Below are 25,039 nucleotides of genomic sequence, written 5' to 3' on the forward strand. Positions count from 1 at the left end.
CCATATATTAAAAAGCTTTTCTTCTTACAATAACCTCAACCAACACTAGCTATGCAACAAAGCCAGCAAGAATTTGAAAAGCATAATAGTGATTTACAGAATGAACTTGGAGAAGAAAAGCAAAAAAATGCAAAATTGCAAGCTGAACTGACACAAAAAAATGCAAAGCTAGCAAATATGTCAACAGAGCTGCAAGAAAGAGCGCAAGAACTTGAAGGTGCATATGAAGAAAAGAAAGACCTGAAGAAAAAGCTGGAAGTTGCCAATGCAGGAAAAGAAGAGTTGATAAGTGAGTTAAGAAAATTGCACGAGGAATTAAATCAACTGAAAGAAGAAAAGTATAGTTTGGAAGACAAGCTTGATCAATTAGAACACTATAGCAATAGTACAAAAGAAAGCAGTGAACAACAAATATCAGATTTGAAAGAAGAGTTATTATTACTGAAAGAAGCAAATCAAATGTTAAAAGCAAAGCAAGTAGAATCAGAACAAGAACTCGTGGAGGCTAAGCAAAAAATTGAGGAATTGGAGGAACAGTGCAATGATTTACAAGTTGAGTGTAAAGAAAAGGAACAAAGACTTGAGAAAGAAATGAGTAAAACAGATGAGCGAATAATCCAGCTCAATAAGGAGCAAGAGCAGAAAATTCAAGAAATTTATGGAAAAAATAAGGAACTGGAAGAAAAGGTAGAAGAACTGAAGGAAAAGCTAAAAACTGCTAATGCAGAACAAGAGAAACTACAAGGTAAATTGAACCAGTTTGAAAAAAAAGAGGAAGAGATAGAGGAAGCAGAACACATGATAAGTGCAAGGGATAAGTGTATAGCGAGTTATAAATCTCAAATACAAAATTTAGAAAATGAGCATAACGCACATTTGGAATCTGATGAACAAGAGGCAGATCAGCTAACGTGGGATTTTGAAACGTTAAAGAACGAGCTAGAGCTTAAAGATGAGCAGATCGAGACAATAAGAGGGCAATTACGGCAGGAGATAGAAGAAGAAATAGTTAATAAGTACCGTCCATCACTGGAATTAAAGTTTAAAGAATATGAAGATGAGATTGAAAGATTAATAAGAGAAAAAAAAGAGCTAAACGATAAAGTACAATACTTAAATAGCCAAGTAGAACTGTTAAGTCCAGTAATTGATCAAGTACTTGTTAATAAAAAGGAAGTTTTTGATAATAATTCAAAAATGTTTTACCAGCTTACAGAGGAAATTGATGATTCAGAAAAAAAACCTAGGTCTTTAAGCCTTGATAGCGCATTTCATAGCGATCACTGTAATTCACTTCTAGACTTAATCAGCAGTCCATCAAAGGTGTGTAGCCAAAGTCAGCGTGAAAATGTTTAAAGATGCACATGAGACCAGCGGCTTCTTTATTCAAGTAGCCCCTCTTGTCATCCGAGTAGTGTGACACATAGCTGTACGAACATTGCAATACGGCACATAATAAATAATGTCATGCCAGTGCCTAGACACTGGGATCTAGTTTTTGGACATTGTTTTTGACATATGTCCTTAAGAACTATTGTTTACTGCATAATTTTCAAATACTTTTTATATCTGGATCCCAGTGTCACGCACTGGGATGAAAAGAAGGAAGATACTGGAATGACATCTTCCCTGAACCATAATGTTCGTACAGTTGTGTGTCAGCTACTTGAAGTGGGAATGACAAGAGTAAACTCATTTCTTGAACACAAAAAGAGCCCCTAAAGAGATTTGACATCAAGATAACCTAAATATATACCAACTCTCTTATTTTTTAATGATTCCTCATCATGAGTCAAATGATCAAAAACCTGAATTTGATTCGTTATAATGCTACAATTATTATTTGCAACCTCTAATATACCATTATCAATTACAACTTTTTCCTTTGTCTGGTTACTCATTTGAACAGTAATTATACCAGGCAATAAATAAATTAAGTAAGGAGAATGGTAAGCTAAAATCACTAGCTCTCCTTCAAGCCCATTCACTGAAAGCGAAACCACTTCATCGAATGAAATTCGATTATCAGGAGAAAAAAATTGCACCTTAAAAGTGTTCATAATCTTTAATGTCCGGCTCCAACTTCAGCTTTTATTGATTCAGCCTTTTCTATTGCTTCACTTATACTTCCCACCATATAAAAAGCAGCTTCTGGCAGGTGATCATATTTACCTTCAATAATTCCTTTAAAACTAGAAATAGTATCAGAAAGTGAAACAAATTTGCCAGACATGCCAGTAAATACCTCCGCAACATGAAAAGGTTGAGAAAGAAACTTCTGAATTTTACGAGCTCTATCAACAATAATTTTATCTTCATCAGATAGTTCATCCATACCAAGTATTGCGATAATATCTTGCAGCGACTTATAAGTTTGCAATATACGTTTCACTTCAGAAGCCACATTATAATGCTCTTCACCAATGATTTCAGCAGATAAAGACTGAGAAGTTGAGTCAAGTGGATCAACAGCAGGATATATACCCATTTCAGCTATCTGCCTTGACAACACTGTGGTTGCATCAAGATGAGAGAATGTCGTTGCTGGAGCTGGATCGGTCAAATCGTCTGCAGGAACATATATAGCCTGTACAGAAGTAATAGAACCAGCAGTAGTTGAGGCTATTCTCTCTTGCATAGCGCCCATATCAGTCGCAAGAGTTGGCTGATAACCAACAGCCGACGGTATTCTTCCAAGCAAAGCAGAAATTTCAGAGCCAGCTTGAGTAAAACGGAAGATATTATCTACAAAAAATAGAACATCTTGATTTTCATGATCACGAAAATACTCCGCCATAGTTAGTGCTGTTAAAGCAACCCTAGCCCTTGCTCCAGGAGGTTCATTCATTTGACCATAAACCAAAACGGCTTGAGATTTTTCGTGCTCATTTATATCTATTACATTCGAAGTAATCATCTCGTTATAAAGATCATTACCTTCACGCGTTCTCTCTCCTACTCCAGCAAACACAGAAAATCCTTTATGAGCTTTTGCTATGTTGTTAATCAGCTCCATTATCAGAACTGTTTTACCAACACCAGCTCCACCAAATAAGCCAATTTTTCCTCCTTTAAGATAAGGAGCAAGAAGATCTATAACCTTTATTCCTGTAACTAAAACCTCTTCCTGTATCTTCTGCTCGGTAAAACTTGGAGGTGATCTATGTATAGGTTCTAAATTATACTTTCCTTTTAAAGGACCACACTCATCTATAAGCTCTCCTACAACATTAAAAATCCTTCCTAAAGTTGAGCGCCCAACCGGAACTGATATTGGTGCACCTGTATCAACAAACTCATCACCTCTTGACATACCATCTGTGCTATCCATAGCAATGCAACGAACTATATTGTCACCTATATGTTGTGAAACCTCTAAAACTAGCTCCTTGCCCTTACATTTTAGTTTGCTTTTTAAAGCATTAAATATCTTAGGTAACTCGCCTTCAAATTTTAGATCAACAACTGCTTGAGTTATCTTAACCGTTCTACCTATATTCATCTCTTTCATCACCTAACACTATAATTCTATAAAAGAACTTCTAAAAAATAAATCTTATATTATTAACAGAAATTTTGCAATATTAAAACACTTACTAGTTACGTTTCATTATAAATAGTGCAAATGCATTCAATAGCCAAGTAATAACAAACAGCACCAAACTAAGCGCATAAGCAGCAAGAGTTTGCACACTATTGAAATCCTGATCTCCGGTAAGTAATGTAGCAATTTGTACAGTGATAGTAGTAACTGAATTGAGAGGATTAAAGGTCAAATTTGCATTGATTCCCACAGCCATTAGTACAATCATTGTTTCACCTATCACCCTTGAAATTGATAATAAAACTGCACTTAAAATTGTAGGCATTGCATAAGGTATTGTTATATGCCATATAGTTTCCGCTGGTGTTGCGCCAAGCGCCATAAAACCATAACGTAAACTTTTTGGAACAGATCTTATAGCATCTTCAAGCAAAGAAATAATAAAAGGAAGAATCATTATTCCAATCGATAAACCAGCAATCAAAGCACTTTCTGAGTGTATACTTAGATTAAAAAAATTCGCTACCTGCTTTATAAAAAAAGACAAAAATACAACTGAGAAGTATCCATATACAACAGTAGGAATAGCAGACAAAACCTGTAAGGCTGTATTAATAACATAACGCACTTTTTCACTCGCATACTCACTAATATATATTGCAGAAAATAAACCAAGCGGCACCGCAACTAACATTGCTACAATAGTTATAAGTAATGTCCCCACTAAAAGTGGCGCTATACCAAAACACCCCACCTCTCCTTCACCAATAATAGCTACATTATGCTTCCATTTTAAGCAAAATAAGAATTCTGAAATAGCTACTTTATTAAAAAAAGAAATGGACTGAACAAAAATAGATAGCATTATAAATAAAGTGATAAAAAGTGATATTGCTAAAGCCATAAATAACAAAAATTTTACCATCTTATTTCTTTTACCTTTAAAGATAAAAATCAGCATAAAAAAAAGTAACGCTATAGAAATAGAAGTTATAAAATAACCATCATAGAATGCTAACAAACAAGGTAGCATCCACATACAACTCAAATATATATAAGACTTAACTTTACTTACTGCTTGAAACTTACTCAAACAAAATAAAAGGATTAGTAAAACAGGTACGCCTATAATTAAATTCATTTTTCCATATATCAAATTTTATTCAATAAGAATGCCATAGAAGTTGACCATTATTTGACAATAGAGAAAAATAATTTAAAATAAATAGTTATATTAATATAAAAACAATGAAAAGAACATTTCAACCAAAAAATTTAAAAAAAAAGCACAAACACGGATTTCGTTCACGTATGTCAACAAAAGCTGGAAGAAAAATTCTTAATAAGCGTCGCTCATTAGGGTGTAATAAATTATGCGCATAGTAAGCATAAAAAAAAAGAGTTTTCCTTTGCTTTTAAAAACAGATTAGCACCTGACAGTCTTTTTTATCGAGGGGTATATATATCACTATATGCTATAAAAGAAAGAGAACCTGAAAAGTATATTCATGTTATTAGAGTAGGTCTGGCTATCAGTAAAAAAGTCGGAAAAGCAGCAAAAAGAAATAAAATAAAAAGGCAATTACGAATGCTAGCTAAAGTTAGCATTTCTAATATAAGTAATGTAGGATACTATTACATAATACTAACCCATAAAAACATTATGCAAGCAGGCTATAAAAATTTACAAAAAGACCTCAATATTTGCTTAAAGAAAGATAAAATAAGAAGAAATTTTCACTAAAGTATTTACAGCTATATTTTTTATGATAAGATAAGTAAACTTTTTAAAATAAATTAATAGATGTGGGTGCTTGATGGTAGAGAGTATAAGAAAACAAGATGGAGAGTAGACCGGCGGAGCTTCCCCACCAGTCTCTCGCAGAACTGTACGTAAACCTCTCAATTTATACAGCTCCCGTTATTCAGCCTTTTGATCCCAATCCTAGTGTCCAGTGATAGAAAATATTTGGAGACCTCTTTCTCACTTTTGCTAGAAATTGCTTTGCTAGTCTTCCATGATTTCGAAGTTTCTTATATTTGGCTCTGACCCATCCTACTAGGTGCCACTCTACATTTCTAAGAGATGGATACATCTCTGATTTATAAAACCTGCCATAGTACTGATACCAGCCTCGGACTATAGGATTTATTTTCTTTGATATTTTCTCTAGTGTTGTATATGTTTGCCTACGTATTTTCCATGACCTTATGGTTTGGTTGATCTTCTTCTTGGCTTTGTTGCTAATTGCAGGTAGAAATGAGACAAAATAGTTTCCTATTTTATTGTTCTTTGCCAGTCTAGGTCTGAACGTGTAACCCAGAAAGTCAAAGCTCTGTATTGGAAACACATCTCTCCTATTGTCATCCTTACAGTACACTATTTGTGTCTTTTCAGGATGTAATTTTAGCTTAAACTCAGCCAATCTTTCTTCGATCTTGTCTTTTATGAATTTTGCCTGTTTCTGGGTTTTACAGTGCACCATTGCATCATCTACATATCTCTCAAATGGTATTGTTGGGTAGTTTTGCCTCATCCACATATCAAATGCATGATGCATAAATATGTTAGAAATGATTGGGCTTACAGAACCTCCTTGTGGAACTCCCTTATTCCTAACTACCTTACTGCCATCTGCTAGTTGAATCGGGGCTTTCATCCACCTTTCCACGTACAGTATGACCCACTTGCAATCTGTATGCTTCTTGATAGTTTGCAGTGCTAACACATGATCCAGATTGTCGAAAAATCCAGAAATATCAAGATCTATCGTCCAATCACTTCTCCAACATCTCTTACACGCTGTACTTACCGCATCCAGTGCAGACTTGTTTGGTCTATAACCATACGAATCTTCGTGAAATTCCGGCTCTACTAACGGTTCGAGATACATAGTAGCTGCTGTTTGCCCTATCCTGTCGAATACTGAAGGAACACATAAAGTTCTTTGTCCTCCTGTATCTTTTGGTATCGCAACAGCTTTTACTGGTTCTGGAAAATAACTTCCGGATGACATCCGATTCCACAGTTTGTATAGATTATCTTTTAGATTTTCTTCAAACTTTGTTATCGAGACCTCATCTACACCTGCCGCACCTCTGTTTTTGGATACTTGTTTATAAGCTTTCCAAATCAGTTGCTTTGGTATGTCAAAAGATTTTGTTTTATTCATTAACTCTTCCCTTTCGGTTGATAAATAATTAAAACTAAATAACTCAGCCCCTTCGCTCCATTTCCATTACAAAAACTTCTTCACTACTACGAGCTAATCCGCCCCTGTTTTTCGCATCAGTACTCTCTTCCTTAGAGTTCAGCTCCTTGGACTTCTCCCTTATCATCGAAACGACAGGTTCCCATAGTTCCACACAATAGCCTGAAATAGGTTCATGCCACCTATATGCCGGATGCCACCTACCCAGTAGACAAGTTCCCGATAGGCTTATCCCAAGTTACTTTTTCTCCCCTGGTTTTGACATCATCGCATTACCTTTCGACGTGTAATCAGTGGTTCACTTGCGTTCATCTCTCTATTTCACACATGACGCATAATTACGCCTTTTCCATAACGCTCACTACCTTGGCTCTTTACCAAAGCAGCTTATGGTTGTTTGAAGCCTGCTCTTGTAAACCGGCTCCGAGGGGCCCACCCTCATCTATTGTGCAGCTTTCGCACTTAGTTTGCTCTTTCCTGAACATTCCTTGTGTCTCTACGGCACACAAAAAGCTCGATACAAATAATGCTGAAGAGAGTTTTTATGAATATAGAAAGTCTAGCTATCGTACACAATGGGGAATGGCATTTGAACAAAGCCAATACTTAGAACAAAATAAGGATAATCCTAGAGGGAAGTTGCTAAATTTGAATATAGAAGCAACTTATTACAATAAGAGAATAGTTTGATAAAAGTAAAAGTACCCGTTCAGGGGAGTGGTTCAAGAAACGATAGGCAGGGGATTGTATAGTTCTCTTTGTTTCCATGTTAAGTATAATGAAATTATCCTTTCAAATTTCTAGCTCTGATTACGTAAAATATGAGCTTTTACAGTAAATGATATAATGCCTAATTTGCTGTTCAGCGCGATAGTGGAATACTTTCTGGTTTACTTAAAAAATTTCACATCATTCTTTCAGATTTTAAAATATTTTTCGCAACTTGAAAAGCTCCAGTTGCTTCAGATAGGTAGCTTCAAGTAATACCTTATACGTTTTGCAACTTTCTTACACTTCTGTTTCATTTTTTAATAAAGCTTTTTTTAGCATAAATAATTCAGTGTATGCGTTTTTTAAGTAACAGCCCAGAATTTTAACTTCAATAGTCCAGATATGTTTCAAAGTACCTGTCAGCGACTATTACGATTGCAACATACACTGTCTTTTAAATCTTCTTTCCCTTTAAAACTTGCAGTATTGCTTCAGCACTAACCAAGTTTACCTTTATTATAACACGTTGATGCGCAAAACCTCACTTTTCTTATTCGATTTGCTCATACACCTTTTTGCATTTTGAGGGAATTCTATATTCACTATTTGATACGCTTTCAATTCACATTAAAAACATCACTTATAATTTTCACGTTTTGAATTTTTATAAAATCCACTGAGTGCTACAATTATCACCTAACTATTGGACCAAATGTATCTACTTTTTGGTAGTTTGCTACTTCTTCTTTCTCCTCATCTCCAACAACTTAATTAATATTCAATTATATAAAGTTTGATTTTCGGAAGACCAATTGTTTGATGATTTGTTAAATGTTGCTATCTCTCTCCTCATTTACAAATAGGTGACAAATTCTACTTTTAAATTTTTTACTTTTATTTTAAAGTTTTCGCAAAGTTCTAAAAGATCAGTTATATTACCTCACAGCTACTCTATGTTTACCTTGTTTCATCGCTCTACTGAACAGATATAAATAAAAAGAAATTTTTATAAACTTGGCAACGACCTACTTTCCCTTTTTAAGTATCATCGGCGCTAAAAAGTTTCACTTCCGAGTTCGAAATGAGATCGGGTGGTTCATTTTTGCTATAGTCACCAAGTCAATAAAAATTTCTGACTTAACAAATTTCAATTTAATATTTAACACTGCATATGCACATATAGAAAGGAAATAAATCAATCAGGCTATTAGTACTAGTTAGCTTCATATGTTACCATACTTCCACACCTAGCCTATCAACGTGGTAGTCTTCCACGGCCTTAATTGGGAAATCTTTTTGAAGAGGGTTTCTTGCTTATATGCTTTCAGCAATTATCCCATCTATACATAGCTACCCAGCGATGCTATTGGCATAACAGCTGGTACACCAGAGGTATATCCATCTCGGTCCTCTCGTACTAGAGTCAGATCTTCTCAAATTTCCTTCACCCACGGCAGATAGAAACCGAACTGTCTCACGACGTTCTAAACCCAACTCACGTAACACTTTAATCGGCGAACAGCCGAACCCTTGGGACCTTCTCCAGCCCCAGGATGTGATGAGTCGACATCGAGGTGCCAAACGGTGTCGTCGATATGAACTCTCGAACACCATCAGCCTGTTATCCCCGGCGTACCTTTTATCCGTTGAGCGATGACCCTTCCATACAGAATCACCGGATCACTATGACCGACTTTCGTCTCTGCTTGGCTTGTCAGCCTCGCAGTCAGGCAAGCTTATGCCATTGTACTATCAAGCTGATTTCCGACCAGCTCTAGCTTACCTTCGCACGCCTCCGTTACTTTTTAGGAGGCGACCGCCCCAGTCAAACTACCCACCATACAATGTCCTAGTTCCAGATAATGAAACGTAGTTAGATATCAAAAGTGTAAAGGGTGGTATCTCAAGGTTGACTCCATTATAGCTAGCGCCATAACTTCAAAGTCTCCCACCTATCCTGCACATCACACTTTTAATAGCAATGTAAAGCTATAGTAAAGGTGCACGGGGTCTCTTCGTCTAACCGCGGGTACCCCGCATCTGCACGGGGAATTCAATTTCGCTGAAGTGATGTTGGAGACAGTGGAGAAATCGTTACGCCATTCGTGCGGGTCGGAACTTACCCGACAAGGAATTTCGCTACCTTAGGACCGTCAGTGTTACGGCCGCCGTTTACTGGGGCTTCAATTCAGAGCTTGCACCCCTCCTATTAACCTTCCAGCACCGGGCAGGCGTCAGACCCTATACTTCCACTTACGTGTTTGCAGAGTCCTGTGTTTTTAGTAAACAGTCGCTACTCCCTATTTTGTGCCACCTACTCATAGTTGCCTAAAAGCAGGTTACCCTTCTTCCGAAGTTACAGGTATAATTTGCCGAGTTCCTTCAACATCATTCTTTCAACACCTTAGTATACTCTACTCATCCACCAGTGTCGGTTTACGGTACGGCCTCATAAATATAAGTGCTATTTCCTGGAGCTTCTTTTAAGCATAGATCAATCCAATAAGACCTATACAAATACAAAACCCGTCACACTTAAGAGGTTTAGGAATATTAACCTAATTGCCATCGACTACTCCTTTACGGACTCGCCTTAGGAACCGACTAACCCTACGCAGATTAACTTAACGTAGGAACCCTTAGATTTTTGGTGAGAGTGTTTTTCACACTCTTTTACGCTACTTATGTCAGCATTCTCACTTCCGATATCTCCAGCAGTTTTCACAAACCGCCTTCACAGACTTACGGAACGCTCCGCTACCGCGCCTATTAATCGAAATTAATAAGCACCCACATCTTCGGTATACAGCTTTAGCCCCGGTACATTTTCGGTGCAGAAAAACTTATTTAGACAAGTGAGCTGTTACGCTTTCTTTAAAGGATGGCTGCTTCCAAGCCAACCTCCTAGCTGTAATGGTTTTTCCACTTCCTTCCCCACTTAGCTGTAATTTTGGGACCTTAGATAGTGATCTGGGCTGTTTCCCTTTCCACCACGGACTTAGCACCCGTAGTGTGTCTGCTGTATAATTAATTATTGGTATTCGGAGTTTGGTTAGATTTGGTAAGATGATGAATCCCCCTAGTCTATCCAGTGCTCTACCCCCAACAACATACATACAACGCTCTACCTAAATAGATTTCGCGGAGAACCAGCTATTTCCAAGTTTGATTGGCCTTTCACCCCTAATCACAACTCATCCAATAATGTTGCAACATTAACTGGTTCGATCCTTCAGTATGTTTTACCATACCTTCAATCTGGTCATGACTAGATCACTTGGTTTCGGGTCTAATCCATAAAACTAAACGCCCTATTCAGACTTGCTTTCGCTACGCCTACACCTACCGGCTTAAGCTTGCTTCATAGATTAACTCGCTGACCCATTATGCAAAAGGTACGCTGTCACTCTAAATATCAATAAATTGATATAGAGCTCCAACTGTTTGTAAGCACTTGATTTCAGATTCTATTTCACTCCCCTCCCGGGGTTCTTTTCACCTTTCCCTCACGGTACTTGTTCACTATCGGTCGTTAAGGAGTATTTAGGCTTGGAGGATGGTCCCCCCATATTCAAACAGGATTTCACGTGCCCCGCTCTACTCAAGGATTTAAAAACTTTCTATTTATACAGGACTATCACCTTCTATGGTTACCATTTCCAGAGTATTCTAATTCTTATTTTTAAATCACTAGCCTTTTCCGCTTTCGCTCGTCACTACTAACAGAATCTCGGTTGATTTCTTTTCCTTTGGCTACTTAGATATTTCAGTTCACCAAGTTTGCTTTATATACTTAGTATATAATAACTAGCTAAGCTAGTTGGGTTTCCCCATTCGGAAATCTGCGGATCAAAATTTGTTGACAATTTCCCACAGCTTATCGCAGCCTGCCACGTCCTTCATCGCCTCTTAACGCCAAGGCATCCATCAAGTGCTCTTAATAATTTATTTATCTGACTATATGTAGAATATGCAGAGTTAAATATTAACTTACAATTGAATTGAGATTAAATAATCTCTACCATAAAACTTTTCAAACATCTAAAAACTAATCTTTTATATGTTACAATCTGATAAATCATATGTCAACGCCTTTTTACACAAAACATTTACCTATTATTATCAACAACAATATACCAGCAATCTTAAACAGTACAATCTGAGAAATATTCGACAAATTGATATGTACAGAAAAATTAATGAAAAAGATATTTTGTAAGATAAAATGTGTTAAAATTAGTTACCTAAAAATGAAAATGAACATTTGGAGTATTTCTAATGTATGAAAAGTAATCTATCTTTTATAAAAAACTTTGCTTTAAATTGTATATCTAAGCTCACTGGCTTATTAAATATTAAAAAAGTAAAAAATTTCATTATGGATAAATACAATACTCTCCATAAAGAAATTGTAGTGTTTCTTGAAAAATCTAAAAACCTGTTAAATACCAACATTGAAATCGGGTTATATCACTTCTATAAAGGTAATATATCAGATGCAAAGTTAAGATTTTGGTTAATTAGCATATTCTACCCCAATTTACCTCTAGTCTGTTATAATATTGGAAGATGTCATTTTGCAGTAGGAAATACTAATAAAGCTTATAATTATTTAACAAAGACACTAAAATTAGATAGTAGTCACAAAGAAGCTTCTTACTACTTAAAAAAAATAACAAACACATCAGATATCGTAGAATTGCCTGAAAATCTCATAAAACAATATTTTGATTACACAGGTGAATATTTTGTTGAGCATTGGCTAATTGCCAAACAATACAGAGGGCATGAACTAGTACACATGATAATTACAAAAGTCTTTAACAACTCCACTTCTAAACTGAATATACTCGACCTTGGTTGCGGTACTGGAATATGTGGTCACTTCCTAAAAATAAGTAATATTAGAAGTCGCATAACAGGAGTTGACATCTCAAATAGAATGCTCAATATTGCAAGAGGATGCCTTATAAAAGGTAAACCTGTTTACGATGAGTTAATACATACAGAAATGAAAGAGTTTCTTAAACAAGAGAAGAACCAGCAGTATGATGTAATTATCTTTGCTGAAGTGCTACACTATCTACATGATTTTCTAGCAGAATTGGAACTAGCAAAAGGATTGACAAACAAAAAAGGGGTTATTGTATGTTTAGTAAGAAGAAAGGAAGGTAAAGGTATTGACTTTGTAAACAAAGGAGATTATTTTCGTCATTCAGAAGATTATATTCAGCATGTTGCAAAAGAAACAAATATGCAAATAAGTCAAATGAGTTACTGTAAAATATATGGCAGTCAGGTTGATGGTATCTTATTTGCATTACAACATCCACAAACAAATTCAACAACTTAATCGAGAAATCGCTCAAATAAATTTCTATATTATCATAAAAGGAGCCTTATGAATTACATTACTATTAATTACGCAAAAGATAGTAAATTAACCGATTTTGGAAAAGCAGTTCTATTGGATAGGTATTTAATAGAAAATGAAAGTTATCAAGATCTCTTTATACGTATTGCTAATTACTATTCTGATGATAGAAAACATGCACAACGTCTTTATGATTACATGAGCAACTTGTGGTTCATGCCTTCAACACCAATACTTAGTAACGGCGGTACCAAAAGAGGATTGCCTATTTCCTGCTTTCTTAATGAAACTGAAGATAGCTTGAAGGGAATAGTTGATCTATGGAATGAAAATGTTTGGCTCGCTGCACGTGGTGGTGGAATAGGTAGTTATTGGGGAAATTTACGTTCAATTGGTGAAAGTGTCAAAGGTAGCGGTAAAACATCAGGAATTGTGCCATTTATCGTAGTACAAAACGCTCTGACGCTTGCAATCAGCCAAGGATCCTTAAGAAGAGGAAGCTCAGCAGTTTATCTTCCTGTATGGCATCCAGAAATAGAAGAGTTTCTAGATTTACGTAAGCCAACTGGTGGTGACCCAAATCGCAAAGCATTAAATATACATCATGCTGTAATAGTAACAGATAAGTTTATGCAAGCTGTTGAAGATGATCAAGAATGGGATTTAATAAGCCCTCATAACAATAAAGTTATTTCAACAGTAAAAGCACAGGATATATGGATTAAAATATTAACAGCAAGAGTTGAAACTGGAGAACCTTACATTATTTTCCTTGATGCAACAAATAACAATAAGCCAGAACCTTACAAAAAGCTCAATTTAGATATCAAAATGTCAAACCTATGCAGTGAAATAACTTTAACTACAGGTTACGATCACCTGAACAAGTCGCGCACTGCTGTATGTTGTTTATCATCCGTAAATCTTGAATACTACGAAGAATGGAAAGATAATGAGCTTTTCATAGAAGATATAATGCGTTTTCTTGATAATGTATTAGAGGATTTCATAAACCAAGCACCAAATGAAATACAGCGAGCAAAATATTCCGCAATAAGAGAGCGTAGTATCGGTCTTGGCGTGATGGGTTTTCATTCATTTTTACAAAGTAAAATGGTTCCTTTTGAATCAGTAACAGCCCAACAATGGAATAAAAAAGTATTTAAGCATTTGCGCGAGCAAGCGGATGTAGTTTCTAAAAAATTAGCAGAAGAAAAAGGGCCATGTCTTGATGCTAAAGAAATCGATCTAATGGAAAGGTTTACACATAAGCTCGCTATTGCTCCAACTGCCTCAATTTCGATTATCGCAGGCAACACTTCCCCTGGAATAGAGCCATATGCAGCAAACGTATTTATACAGAAGACACTTACAGGTTCATTTGTAGTACGAAATAAATTCTTGCAAAAACTACTAGCAGAAAAAAATCAAGACAATGATGAAATATGGTCCTCAATTTCAACAAATGAGGGTTCTGTTCAGCATTTAGATTTTCTTAGCAAGCATGAAAAACTGACATTTAAAACAGCATACGAACTTGATCAACAATGGATCATAGAACATGCAAGTGATAGAACTCCTTATATTTGTCAATCTCAATCAGTAAATCTGTTCTTACCTGCCAATGTGCATAAACGCTACTTACACAAAATACATATGCTTGCTTGGAAAAAAGGATTAAAAAGCTTGTATTACTGCAGATCACAATCAATGCAGAGAGCTGACAAGGTCTCACATGACATATTCAAAAAAAGTGAAATATTGCAACAAAAAACAGATATTAATTATGATGAATGTCTATCATGCCAGTAGACTGTACATAACTTACTGTCACAAAAATACAATTGTACAAAAGTTATGTTTTCATAGATGCTACATAGAAATCCAGATGAATTTCTAAAGTCTATTCCAAGAGATAAACGTATAATGTGCCTTGATATGGGAGAAAAACAAATAGGCATAGCATTTAGTGATAAAACACAGCTTATAGCTACAGCTCATAGTATATATTATAGAAGAAATATGAGCAAAGATTTAGGCTATCTAAATAGAATGCTTAAAGAAAATGAAGCTGGATCAATGGTAATAGGACTACCATTCACAATAGATGAACAAGAGACCGAATGGTGCAAAGTAATAATCCAGTTTGCAAATAAAATAATAAAAAAATGCAAAGTACACATATACCTACAAGACGAAAGTCTATCAACATCTCTTGCAACTCACGCACTAAAAATTATTGGAATATCAATCACAAAATCAAAAAAAATAGATGATAAAATTGCTGCATGTATTATTCTACAACAAACATTAGATAAGATAAACGCCATCAAATAGTTTTTTAAACTGAATTCATGTAAAACTACTCAATAAAACAAAAATTTTTCGTATAAGCATGACAAATTGCTGTAGCAAGAGCATCAGCAGTATGGTGACATTTTATATTTGAGCTTTTAACTATTTGCTTTACCATAAATATAATCTGACCCTTATCAGCATGACCATTTCCAGTAATGCTCTTTTTTATATAGTTTGCATCATATTCATTCATGGGTAAATCCGTCATTCGTAATATTAAAATTGCAATTGCTCTTGCATATCCTAAAGTTAGCGAAGATTTTGGATTCTTATTAATAAAAATTTTTTCCACAGCAGCTTCATTTGGAGAGTATAGGAAAATTACTTTCTTTAATTGTTCAAAAATTATATGTAGACGTTCACCTACACCCAATTTACCATCAGTTGATATGGTACCGCCACCCAAAAATTTAATATTATTCTTTTCTTCCAGTCTAATAATGGCCCAACCAGTCTTACTCATCCCTGGATCTAGGCCTATTATTTTAATCACTTAATAAAGGCTTAACCAATAAATAAACAGAAATAAAAATATCCAGACTAGATCGACAAAGTGCCAATACCAAGAAGCAAACTCAAAGCATAAGTGATCTTGAGGTGTAAATTGACCTTTTCGAGCTCTAAATAAGCATACTGACAAAAATATTATTCCTATTATAACATGCACACAATGAAAACCAGTAATCATGTAAAAGTTGGATGTATAAATAAGTTTTTCTCCTGTTTCTCGCAAAGAAAAACTTGCTTCATGATATTCGATTGCTTGCACTATTATAAAGAATATCCCAAGCAATATAGTTATAGACAGCATTTTAATCATGCTTTTTTTATCATTTTCAAGTAAAAAATGATGTGCTGAAGTAATTGTTGTACCAGAAAGCAATAATATTAGTGTATTCATAAATGGTAACGACCACGGATCCGGTGGTAAAATCCCTTCAGGGGGCCATTCAACTTTTTTTGTAGGAGAAAACGCTTCAAATAAAAAAACCGGATCAAGCCAGGCTTTAAAGAATGAACAAAAGAACGCTATAAAAAACACAACTTCCGAGAGGATAAATAAGTACATTGCAAGCTTGAGTCCATGTTTTACAATGGCAGTATGGCATTTATCATAAATTGCTTCTCTTATTACATCTCTCCACCAATAAAACAGTACACCTGATACTGCAGAGATTCCTAAAACTAAACCAAATATTCCAGAAGTTTGTTTATGAAATACACCAACTAACCCAAGTGCAAGAACAAAAATTGCTGCTGATATAGCAATTGGCCAGGGGCTTGGATCCACTAAATGAAAATCATGCTCTTTACTTTTCATATCATCTTTAAAAATACGTATCAAGCATACAAATTAGCTTAAAATTGTCAATATTTCTTAAAATCTCGATCAAATTCTGAAAAATTATATGCGCTATTCCAAAAATCTAACTCAAATTGTGCACTTATCCTAAATAACTCAAGCATTCTACTTCTTTCTTTTTCTCCTACTTTTTGGCAATACTCATCAACAATATGTTCTAAAGTAGTGCACCCATACTCCATTAAACTACCACTATAAAAATCAAACCAATCCTTATACCTGTTATTTTCCTTGAACCCACTTTTCATACTATCAGTAACAGTTTTGTATATAAACATGCAAGAATATAAAACTGTTACAGTTTCATAGATATCACTATATGAGACAGATAAAAGAAAATTGGTAAAATTAAAACATACAGGAGATTTTTTTCCGCGTCTCACACCGTATATAGTAAAGTAGTGATCACACAAGAACTTATTAACAGCTATTGACCCTTGCGCTACTTTGGCAAGTGGAATTACATTACTACAATCTTCTATTCTGGACGCAATAATCAATATGGTACGAATGTAATCGTCTAAAAACAACGTGTCTTGCTGGATATAGAATTTAAAGTTCTCTATATTTAAAGTACCTTCCATCAACTCAACATTAAAAGGATGATTAGTTAAATCTCTTAAAAGATTTGATCCATAGCAATTCTTAATTATATTACTAAACATGCAAAACACTCAAAATAAAGGTTCTGACACGAGTAACTCTATATTAGATTCTAAGTCGCTACCTGCATTATAATATATCTCATTCCAAAATTCCATTTCAAGCTGCATCCCACTACGAAAGAATTCTAACATATTCCTTTGCTCATTATCATTGGATTTTTTATATAGACTGTTCATAATGTTAGTTACATCATCAATCATGGTATTTGCTGCATCAGAGTTAAAAAAATCTATCCATTTTTGATATTTGTTATCAGCAACAGTTTTACCTTTCGCAATATGACGTACAACTATTTGATATATACAAAAGCACGGGTAAGAAGCTGCTAAACCTTCAGCAACAGAATTGTGATGTGCAACACGTACAAAGAAGTTAGTAAAAGCTGAGCAAGACTTCGACTTTTTGTGGCTATCAGACAAATCGCAATCTGCAAAATGTTCTCTATAGTAATCTCGTGTGGCAAAAGTACCCACAGCTACACAAACTAGTTTATTCATTATTTCAACGTCATTAAATTTAGCTGCAATAATCAATAAAGCACGAGTGCAGTCTACTACATACAAAAAATCCTGCTGAAGATAAAATTTGAACTTTTCATAATCTAGCGTATTGTTCATCAATTCAACATTGAAAGGATGTTTTATTATTTTTTCAATAAGGCCAGATGACTCTCTTACAGCAATATCGTAAAATTCTTCTTTTGGTTTGTCGGACATCTTGTAAGCCTCATAAATATTAAAACTAGTATAGTTACTAAAAAGTTACTTACAATTTATAATAAGTTATTATATCAGTATCAAGCTAGAAATAAAAGAGTTTAATAGTTTAAAGAAATTCTCTCCTTTTTTCTTCTATATTAAATTCTTTACAAAAATCAGTAGATAAGTCCACACCTTCCCAAGAAAATCCACCATCACTTTCCGATTCTTTACCAAAATGTCCATAGTAGGCTGTACGTTTATATATAGGACGATTAAGTGATAAATGTCTTATTATGCCTTTAGTTGATAAATCTATGTTACCTTCAATAAACCCTTTAATCCTCTCTTCATCTATTGTATTCGTGCCAAATGTATCAATATAAAATGAAGTAGGTTTTGAGACACCAATTGCATAAGAAAGCTGCACAAGACAACGTTCAGCTAAACCTGCAAAGACAATATTTTAGCAAGGTATCTCGCCATATAAGCTGCGGATCTATCAACTTTTGTTGCATCTTTTCCAGAAAACGCTCCTCCACCGTGTGGAATATAGCCTCCATAAGTATCAACCATAATTTTTCGTCCGGTTAATCCACAATCACCAACTGGTCCACCAATAACAAATCTACCTGTTGGATTGACTAAGAGATTTTCTTTAGGGCACATCCACCCTTCAGGTAAAGATGAAGCTATGCAAGGATAAATTATTTCCTTCACTTTCGATTGACTCAGATCCTCAAGATGCTGTATTGAAACAACAATACTTTCAGCACGCACTGGAAGGTTATTCTCATACGCCAAAGTGATTTGCGATTTTGCATCCGGACCAAGCTTTACCCCTTTGACCATACTCATGATATTTCTCAGAATCGAGTGTGCATAAAAAATGGGTGCCGGCATGAGGCTTTCTGTCTCTATTGTTGCATAGCCATACATTATGCCCTGATCCCCAGCACCTTGATCCACACCTATTGCAATGTCATTTGATTGTTCATGTAGCAATATATTTACTTTCACTGTTTCCCAGTGGAAACCATCATGCTCATAACCAATACCTTTTATTGTATTCCGTACAATACTTTCAATCTTGCTATTTTCAATGTTCGGCCCAAATACTTCCCCAGCTATAATAACATTATCTTTAGTAACTAAAGTCTCTATTGCAGTACGAGAGGAAGAGTCATTAAAAAGGTATTCGTCAAGTATTGCATCTGAAATCTGGTCTGCTACTTTGTCTGGATGACCGGCTGCTACTGATTCACTGGTTACTGAATTCTTATGTAAAACCATCGTTTAGTTACACAATATCAAAACTATTGCAAATTTAAATGGTGGGTCTGGGAAGAGTTGAACCTCCGACCTCACGCTTATCAGGCGTGCGCTCTAACCACCTGAGCTACAGACCCGTATCTATTCAAGCCAAGGCTTGCATATCATCTGTAGGCACAACATCAATAAACGTCTTTTTATTTGCTGATTTTCTAAAACTCACCCAGCCTTTCGTTTTAGCAAAAATCGTATGATCTTTACCCATACCAACATTCTTTCCAGGATGAAATTTTGTACCTCTTTGACGTACAATTATGTTACCTGGAATAACCTCACCATTCTTCTTTATCCCGAGCCGACGCCCTGCCGAATCTCTACCATTACAGGAACTACCACCTGATTTTTTAGTTGCCATATCTTACCTCTTACTTTTGAAGACTAATTTCATTGATACGAAGAACAGTAATATACTGCCTATGACCATTTTTCCTACGGTAATTTTTTCTTCTCTTTTTCTTAAAGATTATAATTTTTTTATCTCTACACTGCTCCAGTACTTCAGCTTTAACAACAGCATTAGATGAACAAGATAAGCCATTGTTTGAAACACAAATCACTTTATTGATTTCCACTTCCTCTTTTTCTTCAGCTTGTAATCTTTCTACTTTAATTATGCTGCCTTTTTTTACTAAATACTGCTTTCCACCAGTTTCGATTACTGCAAACATGACAAATATCAATTATTGTTATTAACACTAATCGTAAATGATGTTACACATACTGTCAATATAAATAAAAACATGAAATACTTCTACCTTTATCTGCTTTTCCTCGTGGAGAGTAGTCAAGTTTTAAAACTTGACTACTCTCAAATTCTCTTAGTCTCATGAAAACTTTACGACGTTAACAAAAACTCAAGCTTTCACTAAAAACATTCAATCGGAGCTTATAAATTAAAACTCATTCCAAGTTCAAACCCATGAGAAAAATTACTGAACTTGTGAAGTTTATAGCCAGCGAAAACATTCGTTCTCTCAGAAAGTGGAAGATTAATACCAGTACCTATCTGGTAGGAAAAAAACTTTTCTACGTCTGGCTGTTGACCTTGCTGTGCTGGTGGAGATACTTTAGCGCCACCTCCTACACCAAAAGTAACATAAGGAGTAATATCCGTACTTTCAAATTTATAATGATAATGAAGCTTTGCCATGAATCCTAGCTCTGCAAAAGATCCTCCAAAAAAAACAGATTTGACTACAGGACCAGCTGAAATTTTTATGCTATCTGTATAATGATAGCCAAGATCATAATTAACACCAAGATTGCCATATGACGACGAAGTATAGATTCTATCTCTAATCCAATCAACTCCAAAAGACGGTGCTGACAGAGAACAGCAGACTACTAAAGTAAGTAATTTTTTCATTTTTACCCTCTAACCATGAATATACGCATATATACTCACAGAAAAGTTAAAAATTACATAACTTACATAATAAAATCGGAATCACTTTCTTAGCTACTTGCCTTTCTCTTGCAATTGCCAAACTTCTCTTTGTCACATTTTGTTACCTACCGCAATCATCATTTTAGCCTATATCACTTGCTTTTTTTCAACAAAAATTCAAACCAGACTTCACTAAAAACATTCAATCGGAGCTTACAAATTAAAACTCATTCCAAATTCAACCCCATGCGAAAGTTCATGAAACTTCTGCAGCTTGTAGCCAGCAAAAACACTTGTTCTCTCAGAAAGTGGAAGATTAATACCAGAACCTATTTGATAAGAAAAAAATTCTTCTACGTCTGGCCCTTGATTTTCTGAAAGAGGAATTTTAGCAACTCCTCCTACACCAAAAGTAACATAAGGAGTAATATCTGTATTTTCAAATTTATAATGATAATGAAGCTTTGTCATAAGTCCCGCGTCTAAAATCCCTTCACTCATAACAAGTTTAACTGCAGGACCAAATGAAATTTTAATGCTATCTGTACAATGATAGCCAAGATCATAATTAATACCAAGCATACCATACGACGAAGAGGTGTAGGTTCTATCTTTAACCCAATCAACTCCAAAAGACGGTGCTGACAAAGAACAGCAAGCCAAGAAAGTAAGTAACTTTTTCATTTTTATCCTCCAAAGATTAATATATGCATATACAAGCATATAAATATTAAAAATAGTATAAATTGCAAGTAAAAAATTGGAATTATTTTATTTTTTTGTTATTTGTCTTTCTCTTGCAATTGCAAATTGGCATATCTTTCACTATCTGCTGCAATCATCATTTGAGTCTACATCACTTACTTTCACTTCAATATAATTTCCCACTAGCCTTTACTAAAAATATTCAATCAGAGTTTATAAATTAAAACTCACTCCTAGCTCAATTCCCTGGAAAATTTTATGAAACCTTTGCAATTTGTAGCCAGCAAAAACACTTGTTCTTTCAGAAAGTGGAAGATTAATACCAGAACCTATTTGATAAGAAAAAAATTCATCATTGACTACAGCTTTGAAAGCCTCTCCAAGTAGAGCACTTATGTTTTCACCTATACTATCAGCTCTACCTACATTAGGTTTAGCCTTCATTGTACGCACTATAACAGCACCAACACCAGCAGTAATATAAGGAGTAATACCCGTATTTTCAAATTTATGATGATAATGAAGCTTTGCCATAAGCCCCACCACTGCTCCAAATTCTTCATCAAGAGTAGGTTTGATTAGAGAATTAATAATAGGTTTGATTACATAGCCAACTGAAATTTTAACGCTATCTGTATAGTGAAAACCAACGTCATAATTAACACCAAGTCGGCTATATGACAAAGAAGTATAAATTCTATCTTTAATCCAATCAACTCCAAAAGATGGTACTGAAAGAGAACAACAAACCAACAAGGTAAATAATTTTTTCATTTTTATCTAAGATCTCAGCATATGCATATATAAGCATAACCATCAAGAAAAAAATTGGAATTATTTTATTTTTTTAGTTACTTGCCTTTCTCTTGCAATTGCAAGACTTCCCTTTGGCACATCTTTCACTATAACGCTACCTGCTGCAATGACAGAGTCATCATGCACATTAAGCGGTGCAATTAATGAACTATTGGCACCAATAAAACAATTGCTTCCAATATTTGTTTTACGTTTCTTTTTACCATCATAATTACAAACAACAGTACCTGCACCTATGTTACTCCCCTGCCCTACCTGAGTATTTCCTATATAACTTAAATGCTTTATCTTAGTATTTATACCTATATCACTTGCTTTTGTTTCAACAAAATTACCTATGATTGCACCATCACCTATTGTTGTATTTTCACATTTGGCAAATGGACCAACCCTAACACCAGATCCTATTTTTACTCCAGGACCAAAAAAAACGTATGGGTAAACAATCGAATCCATACCAATTTGCGTATCAAGAGAGAAGAAAACAGTTTCTGGAGCAACAAGCGTTACTCCAGAGTTAGTGAAAAACTTTCTTTTTTCTTCTTGAAAGTAAAACTCGGCCGTTGCAAGGTCATTCCTATTATTTATGCCAGTTGCCTCCTCCTCATCAGCAATAACATAGCCGACATTTAAATTACTCTTTACTGCAATGGCAACGATATCGGTCAAGTAATATTCATGAGCTTGGTTATTACACTCTATTTTCTCCACCAATTCACGTAGATTCTTTTCACGTGCAACCATTATTCCGGCATTAGCAAGAAATTCCTCATCATTATTTCTACCATTTTGTGCTTCTACGATTTCTCTTAGGGAACCGTTCTCAATAATTAGTCTACCGTATCCTTTATTATTAGTTTTAAACCCAAGACAAACTAAAGCATTGCTCTCTCCTAAGCAGCTTATCATTTTAGTTATTGTGCTGCTTTTTATTAGTGGAGTATCCCCATACTGCACAACAACTATATCTGACAATTCTTTCAGGTTTCTCATTGCAATTTTGACTGCATCCCCTGTACCGAGCGTTGACTCTTGTGTAATTAGTTTTATACCCTCAAAGCATTTCAGCCTTTGAGTTAAAGGCAAATCGACTACAATAACTATTTTTTCAGGATTCAGCTGCTTTGCATTGTAAATGACATGCTCAAGCATGGAGAAATTACCTATTTTGTGCAGAACCTTAGGCAAGCTTGAATTCATTCGTTTACCATGCCCAGCAGCAAGTACAACAAATGTATAAGATTTATTTGTCACTTATCTTAAAGACGAAAAATGAAAACCATAATGGTTGAGCCAACTAACTCTATTGTCGTAAAAGCTCCTTAGATCACTAATTTGATATTTCAGCATTGCTAGCCTTTCTATACCAATCCCAAATGCAAAGCCACTGTATTTAGTATGGTCTATTCCAACATTTTTAAAGACATTTGGATTCACCATACCACATCCAAGTACTTCAATCCATTTACTACCTTTATAACTTATGTCCACTTCTGCAGAAGGCTCAGTAAAAGGAAAAAAACTATTACGAAAGCGTATTTTTAGACCTTTATCTCCGAAAAATTTACTAAGGAAGCGATGAATAGTAAATTTTAATTGGCCCATATTGACATTTTCATTAACATAAAGCCCTTCTATCTGATGAAACATAGGAGTGTGAGTTGCATCAAAGTCATTTCTGTATACCCTGCCTGCAGCCACTATTTTAATTGGAAAAGCTTTTATCTTTTCCATAGTTCTAATCTGCACAGATGAGGTATGAGTGCGCAGCACCATTCTTTTATCGTTTATTTTATTCTTTAAGTAGAAGGTATCTTGCTCCTCTCGCGCAGGATGATGACTTGGAGTATTTAGCGCATCAAACACGTGAAATTCATCTTCAATATCAGGACCATCAACTGCTTTGAAGCCCATATGTGCAAAAATGAGCTTTACTTCACTTATAACTTTGCTCAGTGGATGAATCTTGCCAATTCTTTCTGGTCTGACAGGCAGTGTGATATCAACTGCTTCATTTTGCAGTTTTAACTTAACTTCTTTATCTTTTAGTTCATTTTCTTTGCTTGTTATAAGCTGGTCTATCTTATTGCGTAAAACATTAATCACTGCACCTAGGTCGCGTTTTTCTCCTGCATCATCTATATTCTTTAAGTCATCGAAATAAGCCTTTATTAGACCCTTTCTCCCCAAGTATGACAACCTAACTTTTTCTAAATCTTGCAAAGAAGCAGCATTTTCAATCTCAGAAACTGCCTTATCTTCAAGTAAAGGTATTTCACTTATTAGCTCTTTATTCACCTTAAAAACGCTAGCTTAAACTTTCATTATAGTGAAGTCTTTAATATCATCAATAAAACTATTCGCATAAAAAGTTGTCATCAGAGTAGCTGATCTCTATGATGGTATCATTAAAATTGCCCCTATCCGAGTGTTTCCTTCTTCTGTCATTCCAGTGCTCCGACACTGGAATCCAGCCTTTACTTAACAATAAAAACTTAGCATAACTTTCGTGCTCAAAAAATTCCTGAATTCCAGCATCAAGTGCTGGAATGACATCTCTATAGGACTCCTAACCAATCCAAAATATTAAGAAATTCACCAAGCAAAAAAAAGGCAAAAGAATCTCCCAGTAGTGATTTTTATAATGTAAATTGGCATTGTAATAATGTTCTAACGCTTATTTTAAGCGGATTTTGGCTGAATGTAGAAAAAATAAAAAAGACATGCAGCCGCTATAATTTTATGTAATTTGCCAATAAATATCTGAGTTTTTTTACTGAATTTTGTCATTGAATCTGCGCAGATCAAAAACAAGGATAAATACTCTTATTGTCATGATAAGGAAACTGATGAGGTTTGTAAAGTAACTTCTT

General features: G+C 35.0%; 22 protein-coding genes, 1 tRNA gene, 2 rRNA genes and 2 pseudogenes. 6 read left to right on the forward strand and 21 right to left on the reverse strand.

The window, feature by feature from the left end:
- Positions 1–51 precede the first annotated feature (51 nt).
- On the forward strand, positions 52–1,356 hold the full coding sequence (locus tag ONG75_RS05000) for a coiled-coil domain-containing protein (RefSeq protein ID WP_264375922.1): 1,305 nt from the start codon (positions 52–54) through the stop codon (positions 1,354–1,356).
- 362 nt (positions 1,357–1,718) lie between these two features.
- On the opposite strand, the gene ONG75_RS05005 is transcribed toward ONG75_RS05000, so the two are convergent.
- The 3 genes from ONG75_RS05005 to pstC form a co-directional block, all read right to left on the reverse strand.
- Positions 1,719–2,060 (reverse strand): F0F1 ATP synthase subunit epsilon, encoded by a 342-nt coding sequence (locus ONG75_RS05005; protein ID WP_264375923.1) that lies wholly within the window; start codon positions 2,058–2,060, stop codon positions 1,719–1,721.
- A 5-nt stretch (positions 2,061–2,065) separates the two neighbouring features.
- Entirely contained in the window at positions 2,066–3,502 is a 1,437-nt protein-coding gene (gene atpD / locus ONG75_RS05010; protein WP_029237661.1) for a F0F1 ATP synthase subunit beta, read from the reverse strand.
- A gap of 94 nt (positions 3,503–3,596) precedes the next feature.
- Positions 3,597–4,685: a phosphate ABC transporter permease subunit PstC gene (gene pstC / locus ONG75_RS05015; RefSeq protein WP_264375924.1), complete on the reverse strand. Its 1,089-nt coding sequence runs from the start codon at positions 4,683–4,685 to the stop codon at positions 3,597–3,599.
- A gap of 107 nt (positions 4,686–4,792) precedes the next feature.
- Here pstC and rpmH point away from each other — a divergent pair, with 107 nt between their 5' ends.
- Both rpmH and rnpA read left to right on the forward strand, forming a co-directional pair.
- Positions 4,793–4,927 (forward strand): 50S ribosomal protein L34, encoded by a 135-nt coding sequence (gene rpmH, locus ONG75_RS05020; RefSeq protein WP_010404613.1) that lies wholly within the window; start codon positions 4,793–4,795, stop codon positions 4,925–4,927.
- Complete coding sequence (gene rnpA / locus ONG75_RS05025) at positions 4,911–5,288, forward strand: ribonuclease P protein component (protein ID WP_080589533.1); 378 nt, start codon at positions 4,911–4,913, stop codon at positions 5,286–5,288. The genes rpmH and rnpA overlap by 17 nt, the downstream gene beginning before the upstream one ends.
- 181 nt (positions 5,289–5,469) lie before the next feature.
- Here the strand turns inward: rnpA and ltrA are convergent, their stop codons facing one another.
- From ltrA to ONG75_RS05045, 5 genes and pseudogenes are all read right to left on the reverse strand, one after another.
- A complete protein-coding gene (gene ltrA / locus ONG75_RS05030) occupies positions 5,470–6,717 on the reverse strand; it encodes a group II intron reverse transcriptase/maturase (RefSeq protein WP_264336129.1) in 1,248 nt (415 codons plus the stop codon).
- A 43-nt stretch (positions 6,718–6,760) separates the two neighbouring features.
- Positions 6,761–6,910, reverse strand: coding sequence for a hypothetical protein (locus ONG75_RS05035; RefSeq protein ID WP_264336130.1), 150 nt, complete (start codon positions 6,908–6,910; stop codon positions 6,761–6,763).
- 568 nt (positions 6,911–7,478) lie between these two features.
- Positions 7,479–8,289, reverse strand: a pseudogene (locus tag ONG75_RS07845) (IS66 family transposase); the annotation flags it as partial.
- 190 nt (positions 8,290–8,479) lie between these two features.
- Positions 8,480–8,586: ribosomal RNA gene (gene rrf / locus ONG75_RS05040) — 5S ribosomal RNA — on the reverse strand.
- Between the two features lie 67 nt (positions 8,587–8,653).
- A 23S ribosomal RNA gene (locus ONG75_RS05045) occupies positions 8,654–11,418 on the reverse strand.
- Positions 11,419–11,749: 331 nt separating this feature from the next.
- Between ONG75_RS05045 and ONG75_RS05050 the strand changes: the two genes are divergently transcribed.
- From ONG75_RS05050 to ruvX, 3 genes are read left to right on the forward strand one after another with little or no spacing between them, the layout of a single operon-like run.
- The gene (locus ONG75_RS05050) at positions 11,750–12,820 is read left to right on the forward strand and encodes a class I SAM-dependent DNA methyltransferase (protein WP_264375925.1); all 1,071 of its coding nucleotides are present in this window, start codon (positions 11,750–11,752) and stop codon (positions 12,818–12,820) included.
- A gap of 48 nt (positions 12,821–12,868) precedes the next feature.
- Positions 12,869–14,653 (forward strand): ribonucleoside-diphosphate reductase subunit alpha, encoded by a 1,785-nt coding sequence (locus ONG75_RS05055; protein ID WP_264375926.1) that lies wholly within the window; start codon positions 12,869–12,871, stop codon positions 14,651–14,653.
- A 57-nt stretch (positions 14,654–14,710) separates the two neighbouring features.
- The gene (gene ruvX / locus ONG75_RS05060; protein WP_264336921.1) at positions 14,711–15,178 is read left to right on the forward strand and encodes a Holliday junction resolvase RuvX; all 468 of its coding nucleotides are present in this window, start codon (positions 14,711–14,713) and stop codon (positions 15,176–15,178) included.
- 25 nt (positions 15,179–15,203) lie between these two features.
- On the opposite strand, the gene ruvC is transcribed toward ruvX, so the two are convergent.
- From ruvC to pheS, 13 genes and pseudogenes are all read right to left on the reverse strand, one after another.
- On the reverse strand, positions 15,204–15,692 hold the full coding sequence (gene ruvC, locus ONG75_RS05065) for a crossover junction endodeoxyribonuclease RuvC (RefSeq protein WP_264336920.1): 489 nt from the start codon (positions 15,690–15,692) through the stop codon (positions 15,204–15,206).
- Positions 15,693–16,520: a cytochrome c oxidase subunit 3 gene (locus ONG75_RS05070; RefSeq protein WP_264336919.1), complete on the reverse strand. Its 828-nt coding sequence runs from the start codon at positions 16,518–16,520 to the stop codon at positions 15,693–15,695. It abuts the gene before it with no gap.
- A gap of 47 nt (positions 16,521–16,567) precedes the next feature.
- Complete coding sequence (locus ONG75_RS05075; RefSeq protein WP_139686591.1) at positions 16,568–17,227, reverse strand: TenA family protein; 660 nt, start codon at positions 17,225–17,227, stop codon at positions 16,568–16,570.
- A 9-nt stretch (positions 17,228–17,236) separates the two neighbouring features.
- Positions 17,237–17,944: a TenA family protein gene (locus ONG75_RS05080; protein WP_264375927.1), complete on the reverse strand. Its 708-nt coding sequence runs from the start codon at positions 17,942–17,944 to the stop codon at positions 17,237–17,239.
- Positions 17,945–18,053: 109 nt separating this feature from the next.
- Positions 18,054–19,219: pseudogene (gene metK / locus ONG75_RS05085) on the reverse strand (methionine adenosyltransferase).
- 39 nt (positions 19,220–19,258) lie between these two features.
- Positions 19,259–19,335 (reverse strand) — tRNA-Ile (locus ONG75_RS05090).
- A gap of 8 nt (positions 19,336–19,343) precedes the next feature.
- Positions 19,344–19,613, reverse strand: a complete 270-nt coding sequence (gene rpmA, locus ONG75_RS05095; protein ID WP_006012184.1) for a 50S ribosomal protein L27 — start codon at positions 19,611–19,613, stop codon at positions 19,344–19,346.
- A 10-nt stretch (positions 19,614–19,623) separates the two neighbouring features.
- Positions 19,624–19,926: a 50S ribosomal protein L21 gene (gene rplU, locus ONG75_RS05100; protein ID WP_007302510.1), complete on the reverse strand. Its 303-nt coding sequence runs from the start codon at positions 19,924–19,926 to the stop codon at positions 19,624–19,626.
- A 218-nt stretch (positions 19,927–20,144) separates the two neighbouring features.
- Complete coding sequence (locus tag ONG75_RS05105) at positions 20,145–20,624, reverse strand: acyloxyacyl hydrolase (protein WP_264375928.1); 480 nt, start codon at positions 20,622–20,624, stop codon at positions 20,145–20,147.
- A gap of 234 nt (positions 20,625–20,858) precedes the next feature.
- Positions 20,859–21,329, reverse strand: a complete 471-nt coding sequence (locus ONG75_RS05110; RefSeq protein WP_007302508.1) for a P44/Msp2 family outer membrane protein — start codon at positions 21,327–21,329, stop codon at positions 20,859–20,861.
- Positions 21,330–21,563: 234 nt separating this feature from the next.
- The gene (locus tag ONG75_RS05115; RefSeq protein WP_264375929.1) at positions 21,564–22,124 is read right to left on the reverse strand and encodes a P44/Msp2 family outer membrane protein; all 561 of its coding nucleotides are present in this window, start codon (positions 22,122–22,124) and stop codon (positions 21,564–21,566) included.
- Between the two features lie 60 nt (positions 22,125–22,184).
- A complete protein-coding gene (locus ONG75_RS05120; RefSeq protein WP_264375930.1) occupies positions 22,185–23,420 on the reverse strand; it encodes an NTP transferase domain-containing protein in 1,236 nt (411 codons plus the stop codon).
- Positions 23,421–24,464 (reverse strand): phenylalanine--tRNA ligase subunit alpha, encoded by a 1,044-nt coding sequence (pheS, locus tag ONG75_RS05125; RefSeq protein ID WP_264375931.1) that lies wholly within the window; start codon positions 24,462–24,464, stop codon positions 23,421–23,423.
- Positions 24,465–25,039: the final 575 nt, after the last annotated feature.

Source organism: Wolbachia endosymbiont (group B) of Sphaerophoria taeniata (genome assembly GCF_947179355.1).
In the GTDB taxonomy this organism is placed as follows: Bacteria; Pseudomonadota; Alphaproteobacteria; order Rickettsiales; family Anaplasmataceae; genus Wolbachia.

Excerpts from the sequence above, each read along its gene's own strand:
- pstC (WP_264375924.1), bottom strand. The coding sequence starts at position 4,685 with ATGAATTTAATTATAGGCGTACCTGTTTTACTAATCCTTTTATTTTGT.
- ONG75_RS05115 (WP_264375929.1), bottom strand. The coding sequence starts at position 22,124 with ATGAAAAAATTATTTACCTTGTTGGTTTGTTGTTCTCTTTCAGTACCA.
- rpmH (WP_010404613.1), top strand. The coding sequence starts at position 4,793 with ATGAAAAGAACATTTCAACCAAAAAATTTAAAAAAAAAGCACAAACAC.
- ONG75_RS05075 (WP_139686591.1), bottom strand. The coding sequence starts at position 17,227 with ATGTTTAGTAATATAATTAAGAATTGCTATGGATCAAATCTTTTAAGA.
- ruvX (WP_264336921.1), top strand. The coding sequence starts at position 14,711 with ATGCTACATAGAAATCCAGATGAATTTCTAAAGTCTATTCCAAGAGAT.
- ONG75_RS05070 (WP_264336919.1), bottom strand. The coding sequence starts at position 16,520 with ATGAAAAGTAAAGAGCATGATTTTCATTTAGTGGATCCAAGCCCCTGG.
- atpD (WP_029237661.1), bottom strand. The coding sequence starts at position 3,502 with ATGAATATAGGTAGAACGGTTAAGATAACTCAAGCAGTTGTTGATCTA.
- ONG75_RS05105 (WP_264375928.1), bottom strand. The coding sequence starts at position 20,624 with ATGAAAAAATTACTTACTTTAGTAGTCTGCTGTTCTCTGTCAGCACCG.
- ONG75_RS05050 (WP_264375925.1), top strand. The coding sequence starts at position 11,750 with ATGAAAAGTAATCTATCTTTTATAAAAAACTTTGCTTTAAATTGTATA.
- ONG75_RS05000 (WP_264375922.1), top strand. The coding sequence starts at position 52 with ATGCAACAAAGCCAGCAAGAATTTGAAAAGCATAATAGTGATTTACAG.
- ONG75_RS05005 (WP_264375923.1), bottom strand. The coding sequence starts at position 2,060 with ATGAACACTTTTAAGGTGCAATTTTTTTCTCCTGATAATCGAATTTCA.
- ONG75_RS05055 (WP_264375926.1), top strand. The coding sequence starts at position 12,869 with ATGAATTACATTACTATTAATTACGCAAAAGATAGTAAATTAACCGAT.
- ONG75_RS05110 (WP_007302508.1), bottom strand. The coding sequence starts at position 21,329 with ATGAAAAAGTTACTTACTTTCTTGGCTTGCTGTTCTTTGTCAGCACCG.
- ltrA (WP_264336129.1), bottom strand. The coding sequence starts at position 6,717 with ATGAATAAAACAAAATCTTTTGACATACCAAAGCAACTGATTTGGAAA.
- ONG75_RS05080 (WP_264375927.1), bottom strand. The coding sequence starts at position 17,944 with ATGTCCGACAAACCAAAAGAAGAATTTTACGATATTGCTGTAAGAGAG.
- rplU (WP_007302510.1), bottom strand. The coding sequence starts at position 19,926 with ATGTTTGCAGTAATCGAAACTGGTGGAAAGCAGTATTTAGTAAAAAAA.
- rpmA (WP_006012184.1), bottom strand. The coding sequence starts at position 19,613 with ATGGCAACTAAAAAATCAGGTGGTAGTTCCTGTAATGGTAGAGATTCG.